Here is a 26,250-nt window from a genome sequence, read left to right on the forward strand (position 1 = left end):
TGGGAGAGTAGGACACCGCCGGACAATCTTCCCGTCAGGGCCACCCTTTGTGAGGGTGGCCCTGACGCGTTTTCCACCCCAATTCCCGGACGTCGCGGGCTCGCGCCCTCGTTTCCCGGGATCCCCATCTTCGTCCTCGGTAGCGTCGGAGTCGGGAGCCGCACCTCGGCGATCCCACCGACGACAACGGCCCGAAGACCGGGGGTGGGCATGAAGATCGGGATCATCGGCTCAGGGCACATCGGCGGCAACCTGACCCGCCGCCTCCGGGCGATCGGGCACGACGTGACGGTCTCCAACTCGCGCGGCCCGCGGTCGCTCCAGGACCTCGGCCGGGAGACCGGTGCCCAGCCGGGCACCGTGGAACAGGCCCGTGCAGGACGCGGACGTCGTGGTGGTGGCCGTGCCGCTGATGGCGGTGCCGGACCTGCCCGACGGCATCTTCGACGGCAAGATCGTGGTCGACGCCGACAACTACTACCCCGACCGGGACGGCGACATCCCGGAACTGCTGGACGGTACGTCGTCCAGCCGGTGGACCGCGGAGCACCTGCGCGGAGCGCGGATCGTGAAGGCGTTCAACACCATCAAGGCGCCGCACCTCCTGGAGAACGGCCGTGCCCCCGGCACCGCCGGCCGCATCGCACTGCCGGTCGCCGCCGATGAGCCGGACGCCAAACGGGTCGTCATGAACCTCGTCGACGCGCTCGGTTTCGACGCCGTCGACGGCGGATCGCTGGACGACAGCTGGCGGCAGGAGCCCGGCACACCGGTCTACCTCGCCGACCGGGACGCCGACGGCGTACGGCAGGGGTTGGCGGAGGCACGGCGCTGAGGTCGTACGGCAGAGAAAAGCCCCGCCGGCGACGGTGGCCGGCGGGGCGGGGACGCGGCGAGCGCGACGAACGTCAGGAGGGCTTCGGCCCGCAGATGTAGCGCGGCTCCGCGTCGTAGCGCCAGGTGAACTTCTCCCGCTTGACCACCTTGCCGTCCTTGCGGATGACCCGGTAGGCGTCCTGGGTGAAGCCGTCGATGCCGTTGGCCGGGAGGCACGACGGGCCGGGCGTCAGGTAGATGGTCCGCGGCTTCGTGATGTTGCGGCGCGGGCTGTACTCCGTCTTGACGCTGTCGTAGATCTTCGTGCTCCAGATCGACACGGTGATCGTGCTGGCGGTGTACGACGTGTCGATCAGGACGCCGTACGGGGTGTTGTTGCGGAACTTGAAGTCCAGGTCCGGCCAGAAGATGGTCGACTCGATGACCGCCGGGTACCGGTCGAACCAGTACGAGTGCGGCTTGTGCTCGACGTCCTCCAGCCCCGCGTAGTAGGTGGCGTTGAAGAGCGTCGTGGTGAACTGGGACGTGCCGCCGCCGACCCCGGGGACCAGCTTGCCGTCGAGGATCACCGGCGCGTCCCGGTAGCCCTGCTGGTAGCCCCGCTCACCGGTGTGCCCGTTCAGCGAGAACGTCTCGCCGGGCAGCACCACCGTGCCGTCGACCTTCTTGGCGACGGTGACGATGTTCTGGCTCCGGGGCGACGACAGCCCGCCGGTGAACCGGGTGGTGAACGAGGAGACCTTCTCCTTGATGCCCAGACCGGCCAGCTTCTCGGCGGTGACGTCCGGCTCGGCCGGCTTCAGCGTCGCGGCGACCTCCCGGCCGTCGGCCTTCGGCAACACGGCCAGCAGGTCCCGGCCCAGGGCCGCCGCGTCCAGCTGTTGACCGGCGCGACCCGCCTCCAACACCGTCGGCTTGCCGCCGGCGATGGTCATCCGGGCGTTCCGCGGCTCCACCTCGATGGCGGCCAGGTCGTCGCCGAGCGCGGCGCGCAGCCGCTTGACGTCCACCTGCGGGGTCAGCTTGCCGGTGTCGTCGGCGGTGAAACGGAGACTCTTGGCGATCGCCTTCGGCGGGATGCGCACCGAACCCTTGTCGGTGCGCAGCGTCACCGGGGCCGCCACGGCCGGCTTCGCCAGCTCGTCGACCAGCCGGTCCACCTCCTCGGCGGTGGTCGCCGGATGCGACTCGACCAGCGGCACCGTGACCGGTTGCCGGTCCAGCCAGCCGGCGCGGACGACGTCGGCGGCCCGCTGGGGATCCAACGCCAGACTGGGCTTCGGGTGGACGGCCTTCGGCGTCGTACCGGAGAAGGTGATCGCCGGCATGGTCATCTTCCGGCCCTGGTCGCCGACCAGCGCCCGCAGCGCGGCATGCAGCCGGTCCACGTCGACCGTCACCACCGGCTGCACCGACCGCGAGCCGACCAGCCGGCTCACCGGGTGGGCGCTGGCCGCGGCCGCCGCGGCCACCGTCGCGTCCACGTCGACGCCGAGCCCCACCTCGGCGGGCACGATCTCGGCGGTCCGCTCGCCCACCCGGACCGGCAGAGGGGCGGCCAGCTCGGCCGCCCGGCGGTCCAGCTCCGCCCGCAGCTTCCGCGCGGCCTCCGCGCGGCTGTGGCCGCCCAGCTCGGCGCCGAGCACCGTCGTGCCGCGGGGCACGTCGCCGGCGTACGCGTAGGCGCCCGCACCGGCCACACCACCCAGCACGGCGGTGGTGACCCCGGCGGCGAGCAGCAGCCGGCCACGGCGGGACCGCGCACGGGCCGGCGGCGCCGCCGCGGCGACCGGGGGTTCCGGGTCGTCGGCGGGCCAGGTGACCGCGGTGACCTGCACCGTGGGCCGGTCGTCGGCAGGCGGACTCTTCTCGCCGTACAGCGTCACAGCAACCTCGATCGGACCTCACGGACGGGGGCCCTCCCCGCGCGGAGGACACCTACGGTAACCAACGGTCCGGGGTGTCGGCAGCCGCCGTCCTCCGGGCGTGACGCGGCGTGTCGCGTGGCGTGTCGGACGGTACGGGCCGGTGCCGGGTCACCCCCGCCGGCGTGGGACGGTAGCGGCATGCGAACCGACGAGCGGGTGCCGGCGTACGGGGGCGGCTGGCTGCACCGGGCGGGTGCGCTCCGGGCCGACGCGGAGCGGCTGGCGGCGCTGCGGGCCGACGCGTGCGCCACCGTGCTGCCGCTGTGGCGGGACCGCTGTCTCGTGACGGCCGAGCAGATGCCCGTGCGGCTCGTCGGCGCCGAGGCGGCCCGGGTGCTCGCGGACGGGACCCAGACCGTCTTCCTCGGCGTCGACGACGGAGCGGGGGTGTTCGCCGCCGACCTCTCCGCGCGGCCGGAGGCGGAGGCCGTCGCCCTGGCCGGAGCGGCGTCCACGGTCGACGTCCGCCGACTGGCCGGGCGGCTCGACCCGGCGGAGGCCGCCGCCCAGGCGTACGCGCGGGGGCTGCTGCACTGGCACCGGCACCAGGGCTGGTGCGGAAGCTGCGGCGCGCGCACCACCTCCCGGGACGGCGGGCACGTCCGGCGGTGCGTGGGGGCCGACTGCGGGCGGCTGCTCTTTCCCCGGATCGAACCGGCGATCATCGTGCTCGTGGAGGCGCCGGGCAGCCCCGACCGCTGCCTCATGGCCCGGCACGCCGGGGCGGCGGAGGACGCGTACTCGACGCTGGCCGGGTTCGTGGAGGTCGGCGAGAGCCTGGAGGACGCCGTCCGGCGGGAGATGGCCGAGGAGGCCGGGATCACCGTGACCGGGCTCGTCTACCAGGGGTCGCAGGCGTGGCCGTTCCCGGCCGGTCTGATGGTGGGCTTCCGGGCGACCGCCGCCAGCGACGACGTGCGGGTCGACGGGGTGGAGCTGCTGGAGGCGCGCTGGTTCACCCGCGACGAACTGCGGGCGCGGACGGCGGCGGGCCGACCGCTCGGGCGGATCGACTCGATCGACCACCATCTGTTGGGGAGCTGGCTCGCGGAGGGCTGACCGCTGGTCTGTCGGGCCGCCGACCGATAGCCTCTCGGTCCATGCCGACGTCGACCGGTCTGATGACCGCGGTGAGTTCCCGAGTGGCGGCGATGCTGCCCGAGCGGCTGGTCGCGGGGGCCGTGCGCGCCGTGTTTCCGCGGGTGGAACCGGAGCTCGCGCGCCTGACGGAGTTCATGCCGGCGGGCGGGACCGCGATCGACGTCGGCGCCTGGTACGGGCCGTGGAGCCAGCGGATGCGCCGGCAGGCGGACCAGGTCGTGGCTCTGGAGCCGAACGAGGAGTTGGCGGACTGCATCGAGGCGGCCTTCCCCGATGTGCGCGTCGTCCGGGCGGTGGCGTCGGACCGCGAGGGCACCGCCGAGCTGTATCGCCCGGAGGGCGGGCCGGCGGTCGGGACCTCATCGGTGGAGTACGGCAGCGGAACTCCGGTCACCGTACGCCGCGTCACGATCGACGGGCTCGGCCTCACCGACGTCCGATTCGTGAAGGTCGACGTCGAGGGCCACGAGCTGCCGACCCTGCGCGGCGCGGCGGAGACGATCCTTCGGGACGGACCGGTCCTCCTGGTCGAGGTCGAGGAGCGGATCCAACCGGTCGGACCGATCATCGACCTGCTGGGTGGGTGGGGCTATCGCGGCTATGTGCTGCCGGCGCGGGAGTGGGTGCCGCTCGCCGACTTCGAGTTGGGCGCCCACCAGCGAAAAGCGATCGCGCGCGTCGGTCAGAGCCTGGTCCGACGGGTGGTGTGGCCCAGGCCGCGCTACGTCAACTCAGTGCTGTTCCGGCGGGAGGGCTGAGGGCGTCCGGGCGGGGTGCCGGCCGGGCGGTCCGGGGGAAGTAGGCGACCAGCGCGAGGGCGAGCGTCGTGGCCGCGGCGGCGGCGAGCGCACTCCACATGACACCGGTGAAGGTGTGCGGCGCGATGAGCACCGCCCCGGTGACCAGCCCGCCGGCCCCCGCCCACAGCGGCAACGCCGGCCAGCGGACCCCCATCGCGAGCTGCGCGTTGATGAGCAGGAAGGCGAGCGCGTACAGCGCGCCGGTGGCGGCGAAGACCGGGGCGTACCGGCCGAGGGACGCGTACGCCGGGCCGCCGACCAGGCGGAAGGCGAGCCCGCCGGCCAGGGCGGAACCGGCTACGAGCAGGACGCCGCAGGTCGCGACGACGGCCAGCGCCTCCGTCCGGGAGGAGCCGTCACGCCGGGCCATCCGCGGCAGCGCGAGCACCGTGACCACCTGCGGCGCCCAGAGCGCGCCCTTGGTGAGCACCGTGCCGACGGAGTAGGCGCCGGACTCCGCGGGCGGTAGCAGTTGCCTGGCCAGGAGCAGGTCGGCGTACGAGGCCACCAGCATCGCCAGCGTGGCGCTGCCCGCCGTCACGACCTGCCGCAGGCCGAGGGGCGATGGTTCCTCGCCGGCCTCGGCTGCGACCGGCGTCGCCGCGGTCACCGGCGCGCGGCGGTCTCTCGCGAGCATCTCCAACACGGGCAGCACCACGACGGCACCGACCAGTCCGGCGAGGAGCGCGCCGACCAGCCCGGCGCCGAGGGCGAGGGCGGCGGCCAGGCCCGCGTACCGGCCGAGGGCCAGCACGGCCATGCCAGCCGCGAGCCGCAGGAAGCGCTGATCTCCCTGGAGCTCGCCGAGCAGGCCGGAGGCCAGCACGATCACGAGGGTCGTGGCGATCAGCATGGCCACCACCCCGAGCGGCAGGTCGAGCATGGTGACGACCACGGGGGCTGCCGCCGTGAGGAGGCCACCGGTGACGATCGCGGTGCGGCGGATGATCGAGTTGGTGGACGCGTGTGGGTGACGGGCCCGGTGCACGGCGATGGCCATCTGCAAGCCGGTGCCGGCAACCGCGGCGATGGTCACGAGCGCCTGGGCGGTGGCGAGCGCGCCGAGGTCGGCGGCGGGGAGCAGGCGGGCGCCGAGCATCGGAACCAGGTAGGCGAGCCCGTTCGCCAGGGTGCCCGCGAGCAGCACGGCGCTGCCGCCGAGGGCGACCCGGCCGGTGGTCGAGACGCGCGCGGTCGTGCGTGTCATGACGGCCGCCGACTCCACTCCTCCCGGCGGCACGGTCGAGGTGGGCGGTCGCCGGGGCATCAGGGTATCGGCGTACGGACGGTTTCCGGGGGGCGGAGTCCGCCCCTGTCGACCGGTCGACCGGGGCGGTGGACTCCGCTAACGTCTGCCGGCAGGCGGCGCCGGTCGGCGTGTCGCTTCCCTGCCGGTGCTCGCCAGGACCCTCAGGAGCCGTGCGTGAACTCTTCCGTGGCCCACCGTGCCGACCTGGCCCGGTCAGTGCGCCTGTTCCGCGCGTTCCGGCTGGAGCAGAGCGAACCCGACCTCTTCTACGGCATGCTCGCCGCCGACACCGTCGCGCAGCTGGGCGGCTACACGCCGCTGGCCGGGGCAGTCGTGTTGGACGTGGGTGGTGGCGCGGGCTACTTCGCCGACGCGCTCAGCGGAGCGGGTGCGCGGATCATCTGCGTGGACTGTGACGCCGGCGAGATGTCCGCTCGCGACGGCGCTCCGCCGGCCGGCGGTGTGTTGGGCAGCGCGCTCGAACTGCCGGTCCGCAGCGACTCGGTCGACGTGTGCTTCTCGTCCAACGTGCTCGAACATGTGCCGCGGCCGTTCGACATGGCTGACGAGATGCTGCGGGTCACCCGGCCCGGCGGCACGATGTTCCTCTCCTTCACCAACTGGCTCTCGCCCTGGGGCGGCCACGAGACGTCGCCGTGGCACTATCTCGGCGGACACCGGGCCGCCCGACGCTACGAGCGCAGACAGGGGCGCCGCCCGAAGAACGTGTTCGGCGAGAGCCTGTACGCGATCTCGATCGGTGACACGCTGCGGTGGGCGCGCCGCCAGACAGCTGCGGAGATCGTCGACGTGCTGCCGCGCTACCTGCCACGTTGGGCCCGAGGGGTCGTCCGAGTGCCCGGCGTCCGCGAGGTCCTCACCTGGAATCTGGTCGTTGTCCTCCGCAAGCGCTGACCAGCGGGAGCCGGTGCCGACAACGACGGCACGAGCGTCCGGCGCTCGCCGGTTGCGGCTGCACGTGGTCGCCGCGGTGACCGCGCTCCTGGTGCTCGCCCCACTGGTCCGGCCCGGATACGTGCTCCGGTACGACATGGTCTTCGTGCCGCGTCAGCCGCTGCGGTGGGACCTGATCGCGGCGGCCGACGGGTTGCCGCGGGCGGTCCCGCAGGACGCGTTGGTCTCGCTGCTCAGCCCGCTCGTACCGGGATGGCTGCTGCAGCGGGTGGTGCTCGTCGCGATCGTGTGGCTCGCCGTGGTCGGCGCCGGACGGCTGGTGCCGGCGCGGCGGGAACTGACCCGGCTGGTGGCGGCGGTCGGCTATGCCTGGACGCCGTTCCTGGCGGAGCGGTTGCTACTGGGGCAGTGGGGACTGCTGCTGGCATACGCCGCGCTGCCCTGGTTGGTGCGGGCGACGATCGCCGTCCGCGCGGGACGGTCGGGGGCGCTGCCCCGGCTGGTCCTCGCGGCGGGCGTCGCCGCGGTCACGCCCACCGGCGGGCTGCTCGCCCTGGTGACGGTGCTGGCGCTGTTGGCCGGGCGGACGGTCGGCCGCCACGTGCTCGCCGCCTGGGCTGCCGTGGTGGCGCTCAATCTGCCGTGGGTGCTGGCGGCGGTGGTGACGGCCGCCGGAGGGCGTTCCGCGCCGATCGGCGTGGCGGCGTTCGCGGCCCGTGGCGAGAACTGGGGCGGCCCGCTGGTGGCCCTGGCCGGCACGGGTGGCATCTGGAACGCGTTGACGACACCGGCCAGCCGGGGGGCGCTGCTCGTTCCCGTCGTCACCGGTGGGCTGCTGCTCCTCGCGGTGATCGGTTTTCCGGTGCTGCGCGCCCGTTGGCCGGCCGGCAGCGCGGACCGGTTGGGGCTGCTCGCCGTGGGCTCGTTCCTCGGCGCCGCCGTGGCCGTGCTGCCGGGCGGTCAGGCGGCGCTGCGGTGGTTGGTCGCGGAGGTGCCCGGGGGCGGGCTCGTGCGGGACGGGCAGAAGCTCCTCGTTCCCTACGCAATCTGCCTGGTGATCTGCGCCGCGCTCGGTGGTGAGCGCGTCGCGTCCCGGCTCGCGCCGCCCCGGGACCGTCTGGCACTGGTCGGGCTGGTGCTGCTGCCGGTGGCGGTCCTCCCCGATCTGGCCTTCGGCGCGGCCGGCCGGTTGCAGCCGGCCCGTTACCCGCAGGAGTGGGCGGCGGTGGCCGCGGTCGTGGCGGCGGATCCCGGGCCGGCCCTGTCGCTGCCGATGAGCATGTATCGGGCGTACGACTGGAACCACGACACGGTGGTCATCGACCCGTTGGCGCGGTATCTGCCCGCCGAGGTGGTGACCGATGACGTCCTCATCGTCGGCGACCTGGTGGTGCCCGGGGAGAGCCGGCGCGTCAGCGCGCTCCGGGACGCCCTCGCGCACGGCCGGTCGCTGGCCGGCACCGAGTTGCGGTGGGTGGTCGTGCAGCACCGCGCCGGTGGCGAGCTCGTGCCGGGCGCGATCGACGGTCTCCAGGTCGTCCACAGTGGCCCGGAGCTGACGCTGTACCGGAATCCGACGAGCTCCGCGCCGGCGTCGCCGCCGGCCGGCCGATGGCTCGTGGTGATGGGTCTCGGTGTCGCACTGGTGGTGGTCATCTCGGCCGTCGGGAGCCTGTTGCGCCGTCCTACTGCGTGGTAACGTGCCGCCACGCGTGTCGATGGAGGAGGGTGCACCATGCCGAAGCCGCTCACTCTGATGATGGCTGCGGTGGTCGGAGCGGCGCTGGCGGTGTTGGCCCTGGGCGCCGTCACCCAACAGCTCGTCGTCTCATCCGGCACCGCGGCGAGCCAGGCCGACGACAACGCCGACCCGGAGTTCTACGGCGCTCGTTGATCGCGGGACGGAGCCGGCGCGAGATCGTCGGTGACCGCTGCGACCAGCGCGGCGAATCGTTTTCCCGAAGTGGCCCAGGTGAAATGGGCGGCGTGTTCCTGTGCCGCCTTTCCCATCTCGTGCCGAAACTGGTCGTCGCTCAGCAACCTGCGCACCTGAGCAATGAAGTCCGCCGTGTCGTCGGCGAGCAGGCCCGTTTCTCCGGCGACGATTGCCTCGGCAACACCGCCGGCTCCTCGGAACGCCACGGTGGGGGTTCCGGCAGCGCCCGCTTCGACAATTGTCAGACCCCATCCCTCCTTCAGTGAGGGTGTCAGTGCGACCCAGGTCGAACAGAGCAGTCGTTGTTTCTCCGCGTCGCTGACGAAGCCGGCGAATTGGACCCGGTCGTGGATGCCCAATTGCGTTACGGTCGCGCGCAGGTGGGTCTCCCACCAGCCCTGCCCCGCGACGATCAGACGCAGGGCAGGAAAGTCGACGGCGAGCCGCGCGACCGTCTCCAGTGCGATTTCCACCCGCTTGTGCGGTACGAGTCGGCACAGCACCAGCAGCGACGGATGGGGTGTGCGGAGGGCGGCGCCCGGCGTGATCTCCGGTGTGCCGTTGTAGATCACCTCTACCCGCGACGGGTCCACCCCGAGCCCGCTCAGCTCCCGTCGGGTGGCCGCTGAGACGGTCACGTACCTGCAACGACGGTAGACGCGACCGGCGAGGCGCGACTCGATCCACCAGCCCATCCGGGCACCCCACGAGCCCCGCACGACCGGCCACTGCTCCCGGTGCACATGGTGGACGAGGATGAGAACCGCGCACCGGGCGTAGAGCGGCGAGAGGAAGGGCAGCCCGTTGCACACGTCGACGATCAGATCGGGACGTCCCAATGCGCGACGGCGAGCGGGCCGATGCCGATTCGACCAGAAAGATAGAGCATGGCCGCCCACAGGTAAACCGTGTGCCGGCCGCCGCGACGAAGGATTCGTAACCCGTTCGCCGTTGTATCGTCTCGGGCCGCCCCACCATGACTCGCGCACAATAGTGTCGAGCGGTGCCCGTGCGCAATCAACTCTTCGGCGATGCGTTCGACATAGACTTCCGAGCCGCCGCCTTCGGGATTGCGCGTGTCACGCCAGTTGAGGAACAGTACGTGCCGTCCGGGGCCGTCTAGGATCTGCACCACTGCTCCTACTGCCGAGTAGTGTTCGCGATCGCGCCACCTTAAGGCGCTCGCGTCCGAACCCGCAATGGGTTGACGTGTCCGTCCGACATGGGCCGTCAGGCGGCACCAGACGGGAGAGAGGCGAGATGCGCGACGCGGCGCAGCGACGGGATGAGGTGACGCCCGGTCGCGCCACCACGGCGATATGGCGATTGCGAACGGCATCGGTCTGCGTCGCGCTCACCGCCCTGGCGTTTCTCCAGGAACCCGGCAAGATCGTGATGGACACCAAGGTCGATCTGGCGATCAACCCGGTCGGTTGGCTGGAACGCTCGATGCACGTCTGGAACCCGGCCGCGTCCTTCGGCCAGCTTCAGAACCAGACGTACGGCTACCTGTGGCCGATGGGGCCGTTCTTCGCCGCCGGCGACGCCCTGGGCATGCCCGCCTGGGTGGTGCAGCGCCTGTGGTGGGCGCTGCTGATGTGCGTCGCCTGCGTCGGGGTGATCGTCCTGGCCGAACGACTCGCGATCGGCACACCCGCCGCCCGCATCATCGCCGGCGTCGCGTTTGCGCTCTCCCCGCGGATCATCACCGAGCTGGGGCCGATCTCGGTGGAGGCATGGCCCAGCGCGATCGCCCCCTGGGTGCTCGTGCCCCTGGTCGGGCTGGCCGCAGGGGCTCCACTGCGACGTGCGGTGACGTGGTCCGCGCTGGCGGTGGCGTGCGCCGGTGGTGTCAACGCCACCGCCGTGCTCGCGGTGGTGCCGTTGGCGGTGCTCTGGATGGCGATGCTCCAGCCGCTGCGGCGCCGGTTCACGGCGATCGCCGCCTGGATGCTGGCGGTCGCGGCCGCGACGGCCTGGTGGCTCGTGCCGCTCCTGGTGCTGGGCCGATACAGCCCGCCGTTCCTCGACTACATCGAGACCGCGCCGGTCACCACCCGGGTGACCGACCTGGTCACGGTCCTGCGCGGCGCCTCCCACTGGCTCGCGTACGGCCGATCCTGGCCGGCCGGGGCGCAACTAGCCCTCGACACGGCGCCGATCATCGCCACTCTCGTGGTCGCCGGGCTGGGCATCGCCGGGCTCGCCCGGCGCGGCATGCCGCACCGACGGTTCCTGATCGCCGGCGTGCTCGTCGGGCTGGCGCTGGTGGGCCTCGGGCACGTCGGCGCCGTCGACGGACTCTTCGCCGAGGACCAACGATCGTTCCTGGATCACGCCGGCGCGCCCCTGCGCAACGTCCACAAGTTCGACGTGGTGCTCCGCCTGCCGATCGTGCTCGGCCTCGCCCACCTGGTCGGGGTGTTCAGCCGCGCCGCCTCGGCAGCCGGTGGACGGTGGCACCCGTCGCGCCGTCGAGCGCTGGCGGTGCGGGCCGTCGCGCTCGCCGGGGTGGCGGTCATCGCCGGTCCCGCCGTCACCGGCCAACTGCCGATCCGGGGAAGCTTCGAAAGCCTTCCGAGCTACTGGCGGGAGGCCGGGGCGTGGCTCGACGGCAACCTCGGACACGACCGGGTGCTGGTGGTGCCGGCCGCGCGCTTCCCCGACTACCGGTGGGGAAGCCCGGCGGACGAGATCACCCAGCCCCTGTTGAAGAGCTCCTGGGTGGTGCGCAACTCCATCCCCCTCGCGCCCCCGACCACCATCCGCCTGCTCGACGCCGTCGAGTCGGCGGTGGCCGGTGGCGCCGGCTCGCCGGGTCTCGCCGAGCTGCTGTCCCGGTCCGGTGTGCGGTACCTCCTGCTCCGGTCCGATCTGGACTATGGTGCGGCCCGGGCCGCCCGACCGTTGCAGGTGCGGCAGTCCCTCGACCGCTCACCAGGACTTCGCTCGGTCGCTGCCTTCGGGCCGCTGCTCGGGGGCGAACAGCCGTACCGTGACCAGGGTCTGGACGTCCCCACCCGGGCCCTGCAGGTCTACGAGGTCCAGCGGGTGGTCCAGCCGGTGGTCGCGTATGACGCGGGCGCTCTCTCGACCGTGGTCGGCGGGCCGGAATCGCTTCTCGACGTCGCCGCGGCCGGACGGCTCGGCGCGGCGCCCACCGTGCTCGCCGGTGATCTGCCGGACGGGCGGGCGCTCGGGCCGGTGGTGCTCACCGACGGGTTGCGTCGCCGCGAGGTGTCCTTCGGGCTTTTGCACGACAACGCCTCCGCCACGACCGAGGCCGACCAGCGCTCACTGCTACGGGCCGTCACCCGCGATTACCTGCCCGACTGGGGCGACTCGTACGCGACCACAGTCCGGTACGAGGGAATCCGTGGTGTCACCGCCTCGAGCGCATGGTCCCAGGTGCATCCGCTGACCGGGTCCCGACCCGCACATCAGCCGTACGCCGCGATCGACGGGGATCCCACGACCTCGTGGCGTACCGCGCCCAGCGCGCCGGTCCGACAGTGGCTCGAGGTTGAACTGGCCAAGCCCATGGAAGTTCCCGAGGTGCGCTTGCGGTTCGACACCGGGGCAGACACCATGCCCACTCGCGTCAGCGTCCGAGCCGGTGCCGAGCACGTCACGGTTGACACGTTCGAGCCGACGCTCACCGTGCGTCTGCCCGGAGTGCTCGCGACCACGCGGGTGCGGGTCACCATCGAGTCCGCCCTGGCCGTACGCACCGGGCAGGGCCGCGTGGGAATCGCGGAGTTGGAGATTCCCGGTGTGCGAGCGGCCCGCACGCTGGTCACACCGCAGTCGCCGGAGACCGACCGGCCGGCCACCGTGGTCCTGACCGCGGCACCCTCCATCGACTCGTGCTTCTTCGTCGACGGCGTCCCGCGTTGCGGGACCGGGGTGAGTCGTGCCTCCGAGGACGGCTCCTCGATCGACCGCACCGTGCACCTGCCGACCGCCGGCGCGTACACCACGGCGGTCTGGGCACGTCCCCGACCGGGGCCACAGCTCAACGCGCTGCTGGATCGGGAGGTCGCCGCGGAGTGGCCGCTCACGCTGCCGCCGCGGGTCACCGCCTCCTCCACCGGCCTGCCGGATCCGGCGGCCCGGCCCGGCGCCGTCCTCGACGGTGATCCGGCGACGGCCTGGATCCCTTCCGCCGAGGACAACACCCCCTGGTTGAAGCTCAACTGGCTCACCAGCCGCACCATCAGCGGACTGCGATTCTCGTCCCCGGAGTCGGTCGCGCGGGCCCGGCCCTGGCGGGTGACCGTCCTCGGCAACGGGGGCGTGCGCAACGGGACGGTCACCGAGGACGGGCTGCTCCGTTTCGATCAGCCGCTGCGCACCAACGAGATCACCATCCTGTTCCGGGCGTCGACGTCCGCTCGGGGCTACGACCCGTACCGGTTGCGGACCGAGCGGCTGCCGATCGGCATCGGTGAGGTCGCCGCACTCCCCCTGAGCCCGCAGATCGGTGTGCCGCTGGACGAGCCGGTGACGTTGCCGTGCGGCAGCGGGCCGACGGTGCACGCGGCCGGTGACGAGATCTCGACGACGGTCACCGCCACCCGACGCGAGCTGCTCGAACTCCGCGAGGTGCGAGCGACCCCCTGCGGCAAGGGGCCTTCGGCTCCGCTGCGACTGCCCGCGGGCGAGACACGGGTGACCGCCGGCGGGAGCGACCTTCTCGCGCCGACCCGGCTGGTCCTGGAACCGGAGGGCTCGGGTGCCGGTGCTCCGACCCCGACACCCAGCCCGGTTCGGGTGATCTCGTGGTCGGAGTCGGAGCGGCGGCTCCAGGTGGCGGGGAACCCGGGCGGCACGGTGCTCGCCGTCCGCGAGAACACCAACCCGGGCTGGCGTGCGACGGTCGCCGGGCAGGTCCTCACGCCGTTGGTGATCGACGGTTGGCAGCAGGGCTGGCTCCTGCCACCGGGCGTCGGTGGCGAGGTGGAGCTGCGCTTCACGCCGGACCGCACGTACCGGATCGGCATCGCGACGGGCGGAGTTCTGCTCGGCGTCCTGCTGCTGCTCGCCGTCCTACCGGGCCGACGGCCTCCGGGCGGGCTGCCACTGCCGGCCGACCGTCGTCGCCGTGGCCGGGAGCTCCTGCCGGCGCTCGTCGGCGGCGCGGCCCTACTGGTCGTCGGCGGGCTGTGGCCCGTGCTACCGGCGGTCGGTGGTGTGCTGGTGCCGCTGGCTCTCGCTCGCCTCGCTCCTCACCTGCACAGCAGTGAACGGCGCACGTTGCACCGGGTCAGCCGGTTGCTGGCCTGGCTCTTTCCGGTCATCTGCTTCGGGCTCGCGGGCTGGCTCTCGCTCGCGGATCCCTCCCGGCACACCTCCGCCGCACCTCAACTGGTCGCGCTGACCGCCGTGGTGGCCCTCTGGTGGTCGATCTTGCCGGCTCGGCGACGGCCCAGCGTGGAGCCCCACCTGAGGACCGGCCGCTCCAGGACGTAGTAGCTGACGGCGGCGAATCCGATCGCGCCGAGCACGGTGAGGAGGAAGATGCGGATCGGATCGCCCGTGAAGTACGGCATGCCCTCGGCTCGGTAGATCAGGTCGAGCACGAGGGGGTGCCACAGGAACATGCCGTACGAGAGGGTGCCGAGCCACCGCACCGGCCGGCTGCCGAAGGCCAGGGAGAGCAGCGTGGTCGGGCCGAACACCAACGGAATCATGATCATCACGGCGACGACGACGTAGAGGCCGAGCTGCGTCGCGAACTGCCCGGCGGTGGGCGCCGACAGCCCGCGCGGCCCCGTCACGGGCGTGGTCGCCACGGCGAGCAGTCCGAGCGCGATGCCCCAACAGGCGAGCGGGGCCGAACCGAGCTGCTCGAAGACCTGCCAGGAATGGGGCGCCGTCGCGGTGCGGAGGGCGACGTGGATCGTCGCGAGGACGATCCCCGCCGCGAACCACATGGCGTAGGACGGGAACCACATGATGTGCAGGCCGGTGTCGAGCAGGCCGGCGCTCATCGCGGCGATCCAGATGGCGGTGACCAACAGCCCGGCGCCGGCGAGGGCGACGGTGCGGGCGGGCCGCCAGCGCCGGCCCACGAGCGCCGCCGCCAGGAACGGCAGCGCCAGGTAGAAGATCACCTCGGTGGCGAGGCTCCAGGTCTGGCCGAGCCCGCGCCGGATCTGACCGTGCTCGTAGATCTGCGCGAAGCTGAAGTGCCGTAACCAGTCGCCGATCGGTGCGACGCCGTGCTCCGGCAGGAGACCGAGGCAGACGATCACCGCCAGCCAGTACGCCGGCAGGATGCGGATGGCACGTTTCCAGTAGAAGCGCCGGGCTCCCGGTGCGGCCGAGCCGAGGGCAGCGGCGCGCGCCCAGGGCCGGAACAGCAGGAAGCCGGAGAGCACGAAGAAGAGCGCGACCGCGAAATCCATCATCGCTATCCAGCCGCCCCAACTCTCCCGGGTCGTGACCCCGGTGATGAACCCGACGTGCTGGGCAATCACCGCGGTCGCGCCGAGCACCCGGACGCCGTCGAGGGCGGGAAGTCGGGGCAACGCGGGAGCGGAAACGGCAGTCAACATCAGACTTCCCGGGGGTCGCGGAGAAAGGTGACTGGAGAGTAACGTGCCGGCTTGCCACGGACGTGTGGCTCGTCACATCGATGTCTCGGATGCATGACTAGCGGGTGCCCTTTCGCCCTGTCGCTTGAGGAGGGTCAGTGAAGAGGATCGTCGGCGCCACGTTGGTTGGCCTCGGTTTCCTGTTGGTCGTCGCGGCTGCGGGGCTGCCGCTGTACGTAGCGCCCGCTGTCAGTCAGCTGCCGTACGACCTTGAGCGGTCGACGTCTGTGGCCGAGTCGGCCAGCGCGGAGTTTCTTCAGATCAAGTCGGGCGTGCCGAGCGTGGAGCGGGGAGGGCTGCGGTCGATCGTCGAGGTGATCCCCCAGGCGAAGGCCACCGAGGAGAAGATGACCGGCGACCTCGAGGGCGAAGCGGTCGTCTGGGACGTCTACCAGACCGTCAAGCGCCTCGACGACGGTGAGGCGATCAGCCAGTACAGCACCGAGCTCGCCGTCGAACGTCGCAGCGGCGCCGCGGCGAAGTGGGACGAAGCATGGTTGAAGGACGGGACCGAGCAGCCGGCGAACTACGAGGGCCAGGTCTACAAGTTCCCGTTCGGCACGGAGAAGAAGGACTACCCGGTCTACGACCGGGATCTGCGCCGCGCGGTTCCGGCCCAGTTCAAGGAGGTCACCAAGGTTCGCGGTATCGAGGTCTATCGCTTCGAGCAGACGATCCCCGAGGAGCAGTTGCCGCTCGCCGAGGCGAACCTGAAGTTGCTCCTGTCCCGATTCGCCCCCCAGGCGACGACCGGGCGACTGATGTACAGCAACACCCGCTCGTTCTGGGTCGAGCCGGTCACCGGCTCCTACGTCGACCTGCGTGACCAGCCCCGCAAGGAGTTGGTGCCGGACGTCGGCCCGCGGACGGTGGTGCTGGGCGCCGACTTCCGGTACGACGAGAAAACTCAGAGCGACAGCGCGAAGCGGGCGGCCGACAACGCCTCCGCCATCACGATGGTGCGGCTCTGGGGCCCGCTGGGTCTCGGCCTGCTCGGGCTGGTCGCGATCGTCGGCGGCGCCTGGCTCTCGCTGCGCGGTTCGCGCCGCCCGGGTGCGGCGGTGGCGGCCGCGGGGACCGGGCCGGACGTCGTTGAGCCCGTGGGCAGCGGCGAGCACACCGGCGCCCACCGCGTCGCGGACGACGCGGCGGAGAAGCCGTCGGACGATGGGGCGCCCGCTGACGCTGACGATGCGCGGACCGCGTCGCTGCCGGAGCAGCGGCCTCCGGCGGAGCGCCCGGCGACGCGCTGACGTCGCGGTCCGCGCCGCTGCGAGTATGAGGATCGGTGGGCCCGGGGTGTCCCGGGCCCATCGCCGTCTCTAACGCTTCTCGGCCAGTACGACGAGGATCGAGGCGAGTGACGGGCGTCGGCACATGGCCGCGTCCAGCCACGCCAACGCCGAGGGCACTCCGTGGAATCCGGCACCCCGGAGGGTGAGTGGCTCGAATCCCTCGCGCCGTAACAGGTCGACCAGCGCGGTCCGGTTGAACAGGCGCAGGTGGCCGACGGGAATGGTGTCGGTCTTGAGGCGGCGCAGCGGACCCACGCCGACCTCGGTCGATCGGGTGGACGTCTCGTAGAAGATCGGCTGGATGCCCGCCAGGAAGAGCGCGCGGTTGTACCAGGCCTGCAGGTTCGGCGTGGTGAGGACGAGGTGACCGCCCGGACGCAGCACGCGGGCGCACTCCTCCAGCATTCGGTCCGGGTCGTACAGGTGCTCGAGCACCTCACCCGCGTGGACGAGGTCGACCGAGGCGTCCGGCAACGGGATGCCCTCACCGAGGTCGCACCGGTGGAACTCGTACGGCAGGGCGGCTGCCCGGGCAAGCTGGTGCTCCGAGTAGTCGACGCCGATCCATCGAATGTCCTGTCCGGACAGCATGGCGGCAAGATGGGCCAGGAAGCTGCCGTCACCACACCCGACATCGAGCACCGTGTGGCGCGGAGCGGTCTGTTCGGCGAGCGCCTTCACGACCAGTTCGGTCGCCACATGCTGGCGTTGCCGTAACGGGGGCGACTCGTTGCCCCAGCCCTGCGGGCCGTAGTAATCGATCAGCGCCACGCGGCAGAGCATAACCGTGAGTGGTCTTCGCGTGGGGTGGACGAAGGTGGCCCCCCGGCCCCCGGTTCGCGACGCCCGCCGACCCGTTCGGCCAAGGAGCAGACGCCGGCGGGGCTCGTTATTGGAACGTTACTCATCGATGTCTAGCTGACCGTCGGTGGCGCGCTCCCTGATTCTTGGTGCCGGTTTGAGTCGATATCTAGTGATTGGCTCATCGCGCTACTTCCACGTTCAGTGACGTCGATGCGACATCGCGTGGGTTTTTAGTTACCGGGCAGTAATGCGGGGGTTGTGACCCGCGCCCCAGGAGGTGCACCATCATCCTCGTTCGTTACCAGCCGGTAACAGCGGCGGGCCTGACCCCGGCGTACCACGACCTGAGGAGGAACCCGTGACGGAACATCTGGACCACCCGGGGCGTACCCGGTGGCGGCGGTTCGCCGCGATGATGCTGCCCGCGACGGCCGCCGTCGGCGCCATCCTGTTCGGCATGTCGAGCGGCGCCATCGCGGCCGACGTCACCGTCTCCGGCCAGACCTTCAAGATCGGCGCGGAGCGCCTGGAGGGTGACGGCTTCAAGCAGTACGGCGGCATCGTCCGGGAGAAGGGCAAGGACGGGGAGCCGGGCGCCGTCCACCCGGTCGCCCTCTCCGAGATCGCCTCCGCGGAGCTGTACGACCTCTGCCAGTCCGTCCGCGCCGACCTGCCCGGGCTGCCGGTCGTGCTGACGATCAACGCCGGCCAGGGCAAGGAGCCGGCCCGCGCGAAGGACCTCCTCATCGCGATGGACAGCCTCGGCGGCAACGCCACCTTCACCAACATCCGGATCGGCCGAGACGCCACCGACCTGAACCCGACCGCCCAGGCCGGCTCGTTCGGCCAGAACTCGGACCACGTCACCATCACCGACCTCCAGCAGGTGTCCCGCTACACCACGGCGGCGACGTTCAACCTGACCGGGCTCCGGTTGAAGGTGAACGTCGGCGACGACGCGAAGGGCAAGGAGTGCTTCTGAGCTGAGCGGCGGGTCCGCGACGGTCGTCCGCCGCGGACCCGGCCCAGGTTCCCCGTCCCGTCCCGCCAGGAGGAGTACGTGAACACCGCGAACCCGTCGCCCACCCAGCCGGCCGGTGCGGCCCGTGCCTGGCGAGGCTTCCGCCGCTGGCGGCGGAGCCGGCCCTTCTGGGGTGGCCTGGTCATCGCCCTGGCCGGGGTCGAGATGTTCGCCTCGACCCGGATGACGCTCAACGGGCTGAGCTTCTCCAGCGGGGCGACCGGCCTGCAGGCCCTGCTCATCCCGAGCATCCTGGTCACCTGTGGGCTGCTGCTGTGGTTCACCCCGGCGCAGCGACTGTTCTACTCGGTCGTCGCGGCGGTCACCTCGGTCTACTCGCTGATCGGGCTCAACCTCGGCGGCTTCTTCCTCGGCCTGCTGCTCGGCGTGGTGGGCAGTGCGCTCGCCTTCGCCTGGACCCCGCTCACCCGACCCGCTCCCGCCACGCCCGCGACTACCGAGACGGAGCCGGCCGGAGCGGAGTCGGCCGGGGCCGCCGCCCCGCCCGAGCGGGCGGCCCCGGGCTCCGGTGACCCCCGCAGCTTTCTCGTCGTGCTGGTGCTGCTCGGGTTCGCCGCCACCGGTCTCGTCGCCGTCCAACCGCGACCCGTGCTGGCCGCGCCGGCGCAGTCGCCCCGATCCTCGACAGCTCCCTGTCCGAGCCGGTCGACCGCACCGGCGCCGGCCGCGTCGGCGAGCCGGAGCGCACCGGCGGCCACGCCGACGGCGACCCCGAGCCCCGCCCCGGCGCGTACGTCGGGCGGCAACCTCATCGTCGACTTCTTCCGGGGCATCGGCGACCTGCTCACCGGCGGTGGCCGCGACCGGTCCACCCCGAGCCCGTCGGCCACGCCGACCTCCTCGTCCCCCGCCCGCCCGATCGCCACGGCGACACCGACCCGCCGCCCCGGCACCCCTACCTGCCCGTCCGCGTCGCCGAGCCCGACGGTCGATCCGACCCGGCCCGGGAAGGTCGAGGCGGGGAAGCTGCTGCCCCGCATCGCCGCCGATCCCGGCCAGCCGAAGGTCGCGCGTACGCCGTCGAAGCTCACCGGGTCGTCGCTGACGATGACCGGGCTGCGGTTCGAGGGCATCACCGACCTGCCGACCGAGGACGGCAGCCTGCGGGTGCTGAAGTTCAGCATGCGCAAGGCGGTGACCGACGACTTCCTGCTGCGCGCCGACGGCCCGCGAGGGCTCAACCAGCGGTACGCGACCGACCGCCTCACCGTGCAGGGCGACGTGTCCTTCTACACCACCCGGTTCGTCGGCCGGCTGCTCGGCATCAAGATCACGCTGACGCCGGACCTGCCGTTCCCGGACGGCATCCCGATCACCTCACCCATCCCGGTCACCTTCAGCGACCCGGTGATCGACCTGGCGTACGTCACCACCGACACGCTGACCGCCCGCCCCGCGCTCGCCCTCACCCTGGGCTGACGCCCGCTGCGACGGGCGGGCGGCGGGAACCCTGACGGTGCGGCACATACATGTGGCGGCCGCACCGTCAGGACGCTCGTGTGGCGAGGGGCTTGCGCGGGTGCCCGGCCGACCCGGAGGTCGGCCGCTGTCGGTCAGAGGCGGGCGAGGGCGCGGCGCAGCGGGTCGAGCCCGAGCGCGCCGAGGTCGAGCGCCTGCCGGTGGAACTCCTTCAGGTCGAAGTCGGCGCCCTTGCGCGCCTTCGCCTCGTCCCGGGCCTGGAGCCAGATGCGCTCGCCCACCTTGTACGACGGCGCCTGCCCCGGCCAGCCCAGGTAGCGGTTCAGCTCGAAGCGCAGGTTCTCGTCGGGCACCCGGCAGTGCGCGCGCATGAACTCCCAGCCCAGCTCGGGCGTCCAGCGCTCGCCGGGGTGGAAGCCGAACGGGTTGTCGCGGGGGATCTCCAGCTCCAGGTGCATGCCGATGTCGACGATCACGCGGGCGGCGCGCATCGCCTGCCCGTCGAGCATGCCGAGCTTGTCGCCCGGGTCCTCCAGGTAGCCCAGCTCGTCCATCAGGCGCTCCGAGTAGAGCGCCCAGCCCTCGCCGTGCCCGGAGACCCAGCAGAGCAGCCGCTGCCAGCGGTTGAGCAGGTCGGCCCGGACGGCGGTCTGCGCGACCTGGAGGTGATGGCCGGGGACGCCCTCGTGGTAGACGGTGGTCACCTCACGCCAGGTGGAGAAGTCGGTGATGCCCTGCGGCACCGCCCACCACATCCGGCCCGGTCGGGAGAAGTCCTCGCTCGGGCCGGTGTAGTAGATGGCGCCGTCGCTGGTCGGGGCGAGGCAGCACTCGATGCGGCGGACCTGCTCCGGGATGTCGAAGTGCGTGCCGTGCAGCTCGCTGATCGCCTTGTCGGCGAGCGCCTGCATCCAGTCGCGGAACGCCTCCTTGCCCCGGATGGTGCGCGCCGGGTCGGCGTCCAGCGCCTGCACGGCCTCGTCGACGGTCGCGCCCGGACCGACGATCCGCGCCGCCACCGCCCGCATCTCACCCTCGAGCCGGGCGAGCTCCGCGAAGCCCCAGGCGTACGTCTCGTCGAGGTCGACCTTCGCGCCGAGGAAGTACTGCGACGCCAGCTCGTAGCGTTCCCGGCCGGCCGCCTGCTTGTCCCGCCCCCGCGGGGCCAGCTCGGTGCGGAGGAACTGGCCGAACTCGGCGGTCGCCGCGGTGGCCGCCGCCGCGCCCCGGCGCAGCTCGGCGCCGACGCTGCCGTCCGCCCCGAGCCGCTCGACGAGGCCGTGGAAGAAGTTGTCGCCGTTCGGGTCGGTCCAGGTGTCGCACTGCTTGGCGACCTCGACCAGCTGCACCTTCGAGCTGACCCGGCCGGCGGCGGCCGCCTCGCGCAGCGTGGTCTTGTAGCCCTCGAGCGCGGCGGCGAAGCCGTTGAGCCGGGTGGCGATGTTCGCCTTGGCGTCCTCGCCCTCGGTGGGCATCAGGTCGAAGACCATGCGGATGTCGTGCAGCCCACTGGCGATGACGTTGACCTCGCTGGTCGCCTCGCCCGCCTCGTAGCGGGCCAGGTCGAGGCCGAGCCGCTCCTGCATGGCCTCCCGGGCGGTGCGCTCCGCCTCGGTCTCCGGCTCGGTCACGTCGAGGTCGGCCAGGGTGCGGCGGGTCAGGTCGGCCCGGGCCTCGTAACCCTCGGGCGACAGGTCGTCGAGCTGGTCGTCGTAGCCGGCGATGCCGACGTAGGTCGCACCGGTCGGGCTCAGCGGCGCCCACTCGGCCACGTAGCGGTTCGCGAGTTCGTCGATTCGTCCCACCACGCGACCCTACGTGACCCGACCCGCGTCGTGTCGACCGCGTTTGCGGTGCTCGGGCGTCATCCCGGGGCGCGAGCCCTCCGACGACCGGATGGTGGTGCCGGCCACACGGCCAGCAGGTCCGAATCTCCCGGGACTTTGTCGTACCCCTCCGGCAAAGTGTCAGGGGTGACTGGCGATAACACTCCTGACAGGGCGCCGCTCCGCAGCTGGCTGCCCGCATTCATCGCCCTCGGCGCGATCTGGGGGTCCAGCTTCCTGTTCATCAAGGTCGGGGTCGAGGAGCTGCACCCGCTCCAGCTCACCCTCTACCGGGTCGCCGCCGGCGCGCTGACCCTGCTCGTGGTGCTGGCCGTGCTGCGTGACCGGCTGCCGCGCGAGCCCCGCGTGTGGGCGCACCTCACGGTGGTCGCCACGTTCGGCGTGGCCCTCCCGTTCACCCTCTTCGGCTACGGCGAGCAGCGGGTCGAGTCGATGCTCGCCGGCATCTGGAACGCCACCACCCCGCTGATCGTGCTGCCGCTCGCGGTGCTGGTCTTCCGCACCGAGCGGCTCACCACCCGCCGGGCGATCGGCCTCGCGCTCGGCTTCACCGGTGTGCTGGTGGTGCTCGGCGTCTGGGAGGGCATCGGTGGCGCCCACTTCATCGGGCAGCTGATGTGCTTCGGCGCCGCCGCCTGCTACGGCCTCGCCATCCCGTACCAGAAGCGGTTCGTCGCGGACAGCGCCTACTCCGGCGTCTCGCTCTCGGCCGCGCAGCTGCTGATCGCCACCGCGCAGCTCGCGATCGTCACCCCGCTGGTCGCCGGCGCACCGCCGCTGCCGACCGAGCTGTCGCCCCGGGTGGTCGCCAGCGTCCTCACGCTCGGCGCGCTCGGCACCGGCCTGGCCTTCGTGATCAACCTGCGCAACATCCGGATCATCGGCGCGAGCACCGCCTCCACGGTCACCTACCTGATCCCCGTGTTCGCGGTGCTCATCGGCGCGGTCGTGCTCGGCGAGCGGCTCAACTGGCACCAGCCCGTCGGCGCGCTCATCGTGCTGCTCGGCGTCGCCGTCTCCCAGGGCCTGATCGGTCGCCGGCGCACCACCCCGGTCAGCGTTGGCACCCCCGCCGTGCCCGCCGCCGAACCCGCCACCCCCCGCTGACCTCACCCCGTCAGGCGTGGGCGCGGGTCCAGTCCAGCAGTTGCTCCGCCGGCCAGGTGTTGACCACCTGGTCGGCGGGGACGCCGCAGAGGGCGGCCCGCTCGCAGCCGAACCGCTGCCAGTCCAGCTGACCGGGGGCGTGCGCGTCGGTGTTGATGGCGAAGCGGCACCCCGCCTCCAGGGCGCGGCGGATCAGGCGCTTCGGCGGGTCCTGCCGCTCCGGCCGCGAGTTGATCTCCACGGCGACGTCGTGCTCGGCGCACGCGGCGAAGACCGCGTCCGGGTCGAAGTCGCTCTCCTTCCGGGTACGCGCGCGGTGCCCCCGGTCGCCCGGACCGGTGACGCCGGCGGGCCGGGACGACACCATCCGGCCGGTGCAGTGCCCGAGGATGTCCAGGTGCGGGTTGGCGATGGCGGCCACCATCCGACGGGTCATCTTCGACCGCTCGTCGTTCAGCCCGCTGTGCACCGAGCCGACCACCACGTCGAGCCGGGCCAGCAGCTCCTCGTCCTGGTCGAGCGACCCGTCGGCGAGGATGTCCACCTCGATGCCGGTGAGGATGCGGAACCCCTCGGGCAGCGCCGCGTTGACCTTCTCCACGTGGTCGAGCTGCCGGCGCAGCCGGTCGGCGGTCAACCCCCGGGCCACCGTCAGTCGTGGCGAATGGTCGGTCAGCACCACGTACTCGTGACCCAGCTCCACCGCGGCGAGCGCCATCTCCTCGATCGGCGAACCGCCGTCGGACCAGTCGGAATGGGTGTGGCAGTCGCCGCGCAACGCCGTCCGCAGCGCGGTGGCCTCGGCGTCCAGGTCGGTACCCTCGGTCGCGACCAGCCGCCGCAGGTAGACCGGCTCCTCGCCGGCCAGTGACTCGGCCACACAGCGGGCGGTGACGTCGCCGACGCCGCTCAGCTCGGTGAGCGTCCCGGCGGCCGCCCGGTCCCTCAACTCGGCGGCGGGGAGGCCGGCGAGCGCCTTCGCGGCGGAGCGGAACGCCCGCACCCGGTAGGTCGCCTCGTTCGCCCGCTCCAGCAGGAACGCGATGCGCCGGAGGTCGGCGATGGGGTCCCGGGCCTTCATCCCACCGAACCTAGCGGCTGGGCCGGTCGTCAGGGAGCCTTCGGGCAGCCGTGTCCGCGCTGCCAGGTGCTGACCTCGGTGGTCGGTGCCCGGTTGCCGCCCTTGCGCCACGAGTCGAGGTAGGGCGCCGGCCAGACCACGCCGCGTCGGATCCACCAGCCGTCCTTGCCGGTGCACGGCGGCGAGATGCCGAAGTGCAGGTGGCAGACGTTGTTGGCGTTGCCGGTGCGCCCCACCTCGCCCAGCTTCTGCCCGACGCGGACGCGGACACCGGCATCCACACCCGCGGCGATCCTGCTGAGGTGTGAGCCGTAGTAGCGCACCCCGTCGTCGCCGAGCAGTGACACCGACAGGCCCCCGTTGTTCGGCCCGAGCGGCCCGCGCTTGTCGAACCGGTCGACCCGGCTCACCTCGAGAATCGTGCCGTCGGCCACCGCGACGACGGGTTCACCGCAGTCGGCGAAGATGTCCGTCCCCGGGTAGCCGGAGTGCGTGGGGTGGTAGTCCACGTTGGCGGCGCGGACCGGGAAGACCCGCCGTACGTCGGCGGCACGGCTCGGGGTCGCCGACGCGGCGCTCGGCATCGGCGGGGCCGGGGCGGAGGTGCCGGGCGCCGGCTGGCCGGCGGTGGCGGGTGCGCCGGTCGTCGGGGGCGCCGACCAACCGACCGGCTCACCGGACGGTGGGGCACCGCAACCGGCGGCGAGTGCCGCGGCGAGCAGCAGCAGAACCGGGTACGCGCGGCGTCCCGTCGTCGGCGAGCACATCCGGTCATCCTGGCAGAGTCGGTACGGTGGGGAAGACTGGTCCGGCGCGGAGGGAGGCGACGGTGACGATCGGTGAGCCACCCCAGCCGTACGATCCTCGGGCCGCGTTCCGCCCGTCGCCGCGTACGCCCTCAGGGCTCTTTCCCGCCGGACCACCGACCCGGCCCACCTACCGCGAACCGCACCCCGTCACCGGCGGGGGTGTCACCGCCGGCGCGGGGGTAGCCGCGCTGTGGCTGCTGCTGTTCGGGCTGCTCGGCAGGGACGTCGCGACGTATGCGTGGTGGACACTGATCGCGGGTCTGCTCGCGTGGGCGGTCGCGCTGCTGCTCGTCCGCCACGGCGACCGGGGAGTGGCGACCGGAGTGGCGATCGTCGTCGCCGGCGGCTGGAGCATCGCCGCCGCGGTGGTCGCGGTGCGCTGGGCGACCAGCGGCGACTGGCCGCTCTGGTGAACGCGATCGCGCGGTGACCGCGGTGCGTCATGGCGGCGGCGTCCGGGGACGGCGGCGCTTCGGCGACTGCGTCCCGTGGCGGTCCGGCTGCGCAGCGAAGCCCGTCTTGACGCGGGCCGTGTGACTCGGCACTCTCGGCACTATGGCCTGGACCACCCCGCGGCTCGATCCGGAACGCAGCCGTCGTCGCCTGCAACTCCTCGCCGAGTTGGCGGGCGCCCGGGCGGTACGCAAGCGGGACCGGCCGCAGCGGGTGCGCAGCGAGCAACTGCGACAGCTCATCGCGACCCGGCGACGGATCGCCAACTGACCTGCCGGCTACTTTGTCAGGATTGACCGGCCCTTCGGGGCGTTGACCGGTCGCCTGCCGACCCGACCGGCTAACGTGCACGCGTAACGAGTCGGCGTGCTGTGCCGAGGGCAATTGGGGGGACCGTGTCGTACTTCGCTGCGGCCGTGGTGCGGGATCAGAGCGGCTGGACGGCCGCCGAGGTGAACCTGCGGGGCGCCACAGACATCGACGAGATCGCCGATCGGCTGCGCGACGTCGACCAGGACGCCGACCTGTCGCTGCTGTTCGTCGAGGCCGACGACACGTACCTGGTGATCCTGCGCCTCGACGAGGGCGAGGACCTGCGCATCTTCGGCTCCGACTCCGCGTACGCGGAGGAGTCCCGGCTCGGCGCGCTGCTGGTCGGTGACCTGAAGACCTCCGTCACCGGGCTCGACGACACGGACGAGCCGCGCCCCTCCTCCGGCGGTGACGAGGAGAGCGAACAGCCCGCCGTCGACCCGGAGGCCGACCCCGTCGGCGACGCGGACCTCCTCGCCGACCAGGGCATCTCGGCGCAGAAGCTGCTCGCCCTCTGCTCCGAGGAGGGCATGCTGCCGGCCGACGTGACCGCCGAGGTGTGCCAGATGCTCGGCTGCGCCGACGAGGTCGAGGAGCTGCGTGAGGTCTGAGTCGGCCGGCGAGGAGCCGCTGCTGCCCCTGGGCGGCGAGCCGGCCGACGCCACCGACCCGGCGCTGGAGGGCGTACGGCCCGGTCAGCCCACACCCGGCCGGAT

At 72.4% G+C, this 26,250-nt stretch carries 23 protein-coding genes and 1 pseudogene; 15 read left to right on the forward strand and 9 right to left on the reverse strand.

Translation table 11 applies throughout. The features are described 5' to 3' along the window. Nucleotides 1-210: 210 nt before the first annotated feature. A pseudogene (locus ACIBTV_RS00005) lies at nt 211-312 on the forward strand (NAD(P)-binding domain-containing protein); the annotation flags it as partial. Between the two features lie 61 nt (nt 313-373). After that, nucleotides 374-835 (forward strand): NADPH-dependent F420 reductase, encoded by a 462-nt coding sequence (locus ACIBTV_RS00010; protein ID WP_396702075.1) that lies wholly within the window; start codon nt 374-376, stop codon nt 833-835. Nucleotides 836-908: 73 nt separating this feature from the next. Here ACIBTV_RS00010 and ACIBTV_RS00015 read toward each other — a convergent pair whose 3' ends face one another. Further along, nucleotides 909-2,723 (reverse strand): VanW family protein, encoded by a 1,815-nt coding sequence (locus ACIBTV_RS00015; RefSeq protein WP_396700744.1) that lies wholly within the window; start codon nt 2,721-2,723, stop codon nt 909-911. Between the two features lie 180 nt (nt 2,724-2,903). On the opposite strand from ACIBTV_RS00015, the gene nudC reads away from it, so the two are divergent. Together nudC and ACIBTV_RS00025 are read left to right on the forward strand one after the other, a co-directional pair. Further along, nucleotides 2,904-3,824, forward strand: a complete 921-nt coding sequence (gene nudC, locus ACIBTV_RS00020; RefSeq protein WP_396700746.1) for an NAD(+) diphosphatase — start codon at nt 2,904-2,906, stop codon at nt 3,822-3,824. Nucleotides 3,825-3,865: 41 nt separating this feature from the next. Then, entirely contained in the window at nt 3,866-4,624 is a 759-nt protein-coding gene (locus tag ACIBTV_RS00025; protein WP_396700748.1) for an FkbM family methyltransferase, read from the forward strand. Here ACIBTV_RS00025 and ACIBTV_RS00030 read toward each other — a convergent pair. Next, nucleotides 4,593-5,873, reverse strand: coding sequence for a lipopolysaccharide biosynthesis protein (locus tag ACIBTV_RS00030; RefSeq protein WP_396700750.1), 1,281 nt, complete (start codon nt 5,871-5,873; stop codon nt 4,593-4,595). The genes ACIBTV_RS00025 and ACIBTV_RS00030 overlap by 32 nt on opposite strands. A 216-nt stretch (nt 5,874-6,089) precedes the next feature. Between ACIBTV_RS00030 and ACIBTV_RS00035 the strand changes: the two genes are divergently transcribed. From ACIBTV_RS00035 to ACIBTV_RS00045, 3 genes are read left to right on the forward strand one after another with little or no spacing between them, the layout of a single operon-like run. Beyond that, nucleotides 6,090-6,830: a class I SAM-dependent methyltransferase gene (locus ACIBTV_RS00035; RefSeq protein WP_396700752.1), complete on the forward strand. Its 741-nt coding sequence runs from the start codon at nt 6,090-6,092 to the stop codon at nt 6,828-6,830. Beyond that, complete coding sequence (locus ACIBTV_RS00040) at nt 6,811-8,529, forward strand: hypothetical protein (RefSeq protein WP_396700754.1); 1,719 nt, start codon at nt 6,811-6,813, stop codon at nt 8,527-8,529. Before ACIBTV_RS00035 ends, ACIBTV_RS00040 begins: the two co-directional genes overlap by 20 nt. A gap of 36 nt (nt 8,530-8,565) precedes the next feature. Next, complete coding sequence (locus ACIBTV_RS00045; protein WP_157741696.1) at nt 8,566-8,724, forward strand: hypothetical protein; 159 nt, start codon at nt 8,566-8,568, stop codon at nt 8,722-8,724. Here ACIBTV_RS00045 and ACIBTV_RS00050 read toward each other — a convergent pair. Together ACIBTV_RS00050 and ACIBTV_RS00055 are read right to left on the reverse strand one after the other, a co-directional pair. Continuing rightward, the gene (locus tag ACIBTV_RS00050; protein WP_396700756.1) at nt 8,709-9,665 is read right to left on the reverse strand and encodes a glycosyltransferase family 4 protein; all 957 of its coding nucleotides are present in this window, start codon (nt 9,663-9,665) and stop codon (nt 8,709-8,711) included. The two genes, ACIBTV_RS00045 and ACIBTV_RS00050, sit on opposite strands and share 16 nt — an antisense overlap. Continuing rightward, complete coding sequence (locus tag ACIBTV_RS00055) at nt 9,587-9,898, reverse strand: hypothetical protein (RefSeq protein ID WP_396700758.1); 312 nt, start codon at nt 9,896-9,898, stop codon at nt 9,587-9,589. Before ACIBTV_RS00055 ends, ACIBTV_RS00050 begins: the two co-directional genes overlap by 79 nt. A 194-nt stretch (nt 9,899-10,092) precedes the next feature. On the opposite strand from ACIBTV_RS00055, the gene ACIBTV_RS00060 reads away from it, so the two are divergent. Next, nucleotides 10,093-14,238, forward strand: coding sequence for an alpha-(1->3)-arabinofuranosyltransferase (locus tag ACIBTV_RS00060; RefSeq protein ID WP_396700760.1), 4,146 nt, complete (start codon nt 10,093-10,095; stop codon nt 14,236-14,238). Here the strand turns inward: ACIBTV_RS00060 and ACIBTV_RS00065 are convergent. Next, on the reverse strand, nt 14,130-15,323 hold the full coding sequence (locus tag ACIBTV_RS00065) for an acyltransferase family protein (RefSeq protein WP_396701987.1): 1,194 nt from the start codon (nt 15,321-15,323) through the stop codon (nt 14,130-14,132). The two genes, ACIBTV_RS00060 and ACIBTV_RS00065, sit on opposite strands and share 109 nt — an antisense overlap. A gap of 140 nt (nt 15,324-15,463) precedes the next feature. Here ACIBTV_RS00065 and ACIBTV_RS00070 point away from each other — a divergent pair, with 140 nt between their 5' ends. After that, nucleotides 15,464-16,618 (forward strand): DUF3068 domain-containing protein, encoded by a 1,155-nt coding sequence (locus tag ACIBTV_RS00070; protein ID WP_396700762.1) that lies wholly within the window; start codon nt 15,464-15,466, stop codon nt 16,616-16,618. Between the two features lie 69 nt (nt 16,619-16,687). On the opposite strand, the gene ACIBTV_RS00075 is transcribed toward ACIBTV_RS00070, so the two are convergent. Next, nucleotides 16,688-17,431 carry a class I SAM-dependent methyltransferase gene (locus ACIBTV_RS00075; protein ID WP_396700763.1) on the reverse strand — a complete coding sequence of 248 codons (744 nt, stop codon included), beginning with the start codon at nt 17,429-17,431 and terminating at the stop codon, nt 16,688-16,690. Nucleotides 17,432-17,876: 445 nt separating this feature from the next. Here ACIBTV_RS00075 and ACIBTV_RS00080 point away from each other — a divergent pair, with 445 nt between their 5' ends. After that, nucleotides 17,877-18,446 (forward strand): DUF6230 family protein, encoded by a 570-nt coding sequence (locus ACIBTV_RS00080; protein WP_396701989.1) that lies wholly within the window; start codon nt 17,877-17,879, stop codon nt 18,444-18,446. A 78-nt stretch (nt 18,447-18,524) separates the two neighbouring features. Beyond that, nucleotides 18,525-19,925 (forward strand): DUF6114 domain-containing protein, encoded by a 1,401-nt coding sequence (locus tag ACIBTV_RS00085; protein WP_396700764.1) that lies wholly within the window; start codon nt 18,525-18,527, stop codon nt 19,923-19,925. A 134-nt stretch (nt 19,926-20,059) separates the two neighbouring features. Here the strand turns inward: ACIBTV_RS00085 and ACIBTV_RS00090 are convergent, their stop codons facing one another. Continuing rightward, entirely contained in the window at nt 20,060-21,730 is a 1,671-nt protein-coding gene (locus ACIBTV_RS00090; protein WP_396700766.1) for a DUF885 domain-containing protein, read from the reverse strand. Between the two features lie 168 nt (nt 21,731-21,898). On the opposite strand from ACIBTV_RS00090, the gene ACIBTV_RS00095 reads away from it, so the two are divergent. Next, nucleotides 21,899-22,879, forward strand: coding sequence for a DMT family transporter (locus ACIBTV_RS00095; RefSeq protein ID WP_396700767.1), 981 nt, complete (start codon nt 21,899-21,901; stop codon nt 22,877-22,879). 10 nt (nt 22,880-22,889) lie between these two features. Here ACIBTV_RS00095 and ACIBTV_RS00100 read toward each other — a convergent pair whose 3' ends face one another. Together ACIBTV_RS00100 and ACIBTV_RS00105 are read right to left on the reverse strand one after the other, a co-directional pair. After that, nucleotides 22,890-23,960 carry a PHP domain-containing protein gene (locus tag ACIBTV_RS00100; RefSeq protein WP_396700769.1) on the reverse strand — a complete coding sequence of 357 codons (1,071 nt, stop codon included), beginning with the start codon at nt 23,958-23,960 and terminating at the stop codon, nt 22,890-22,892. A 29-nt stretch (nt 23,961-23,989) separates the two neighbouring features. Beyond that, nucleotides 23,990-24,727, reverse strand: coding sequence for a M23 family metallopeptidase (locus ACIBTV_RS00105; protein ID WP_396700771.1), 738 nt, complete (start codon nt 24,725-24,727; stop codon nt 23,990-23,992). Between the two features lie 68 nt (nt 24,728-24,795). Between ACIBTV_RS00105 and ACIBTV_RS00110 the strand changes: the two genes are divergently transcribed. The 3 genes from ACIBTV_RS00110 to ACIBTV_RS00120 all read left to right on the forward strand — a co-directional run bounded on the left by ACIBTV_RS00110 (nt 24,796) and on the right by ACIBTV_RS00120 (nt 26,145). After that, a complete protein-coding gene (locus ACIBTV_RS00110) occupies nt 24,796-25,182 on the forward strand; it encodes a hypothetical protein (protein ID WP_396701991.1) in 387 nt (128 codons plus the stop codon). 142 nt (nt 25,183-25,324) lie between these two features. Beyond that, the gene (locus ACIBTV_RS00115; RefSeq protein ID WP_172836484.1) at nt 25,325-25,492 is read left to right on the forward strand and encodes a hypothetical protein; all 168 of its coding nucleotides are present in this window, start codon (nt 25,325-25,327) and stop codon (nt 25,490-25,492) included. Between the two features lie 125 nt (nt 25,493-25,617). Continuing rightward, nucleotides 25,618-26,145, forward strand: a complete 528-nt coding sequence (locus ACIBTV_RS00120; protein ID WP_396700773.1) for a tRNA adenosine deaminase-associated protein — start codon at nt 25,618-25,620, stop codon at nt 26,143-26,145. Nucleotides 26,146-26,250 lie beyond the last annotated feature (105 nt).

Source organism: Micromonospora sp. NPDC049366 (assembly GCF_044466625.1).
Classification (GTDB): Bacteria; Actinomycetota; Actinomycetes; order Mycobacteriales; family Micromonosporaceae; genus Micromonospora.

Bases quoted from the DNA above. Each gene is read 5' to 3' on its own strand.
- nudC (WP_396700746.1), top strand. From the start codon at position 2,904: ATGCGAACCGACGAGCGGGTGCCGGCGTACGGGGGCGGCTGGCTGCAC.
- ACIBTV_RS00025 (WP_396700748.1), top strand. From the start codon at position 3,866: ATGCCGACGTCGACCGGTCTGATGACCGCGGTGAGTTCCCGAGTGGCG.
- ACIBTV_RS00030 (WP_396700750.1), bottom strand. From the start codon at position 5,873: ATGACACGCACGACCGCGCGCGTCTCGACCACCGGCCGGGTCGCCCTC.
- ACIBTV_RS00045 (WP_157741696.1), top strand. From the start codon at position 8,566: ATGCCGAAGCCGCTCACTCTGATGATGGCTGCGGTGGTCGGAGCGGCG.
- ACIBTV_RS00080 (WP_396701989.1), top strand. From the start codon at position 17,877: ATGATGCTGCCCGCGACGGCCGCCGTCGGCGCCATCCTGTTCGGCATG.
- ACIBTV_RS00100 (WP_396700769.1), bottom strand. From the start codon at position 23,960: ATGAAGGCCCGGGACCCCATCGCCGACCTCCGGCGCATCGCGTTCCTG.
- ACIBTV_RS00105 (WP_396700771.1), bottom strand. From the start codon at position 24,727: ATGTGCTCGCCGACGACGGGACGCCGCGCGTACCCGGTTCTGCTGCTG.
- ACIBTV_RS00115 (WP_172836484.1), top strand. From the start codon at position 25,325: ATGGCCTGGACCACCCCGCGGCTCGATCCGGAACGCAGCCGTCGTCGC.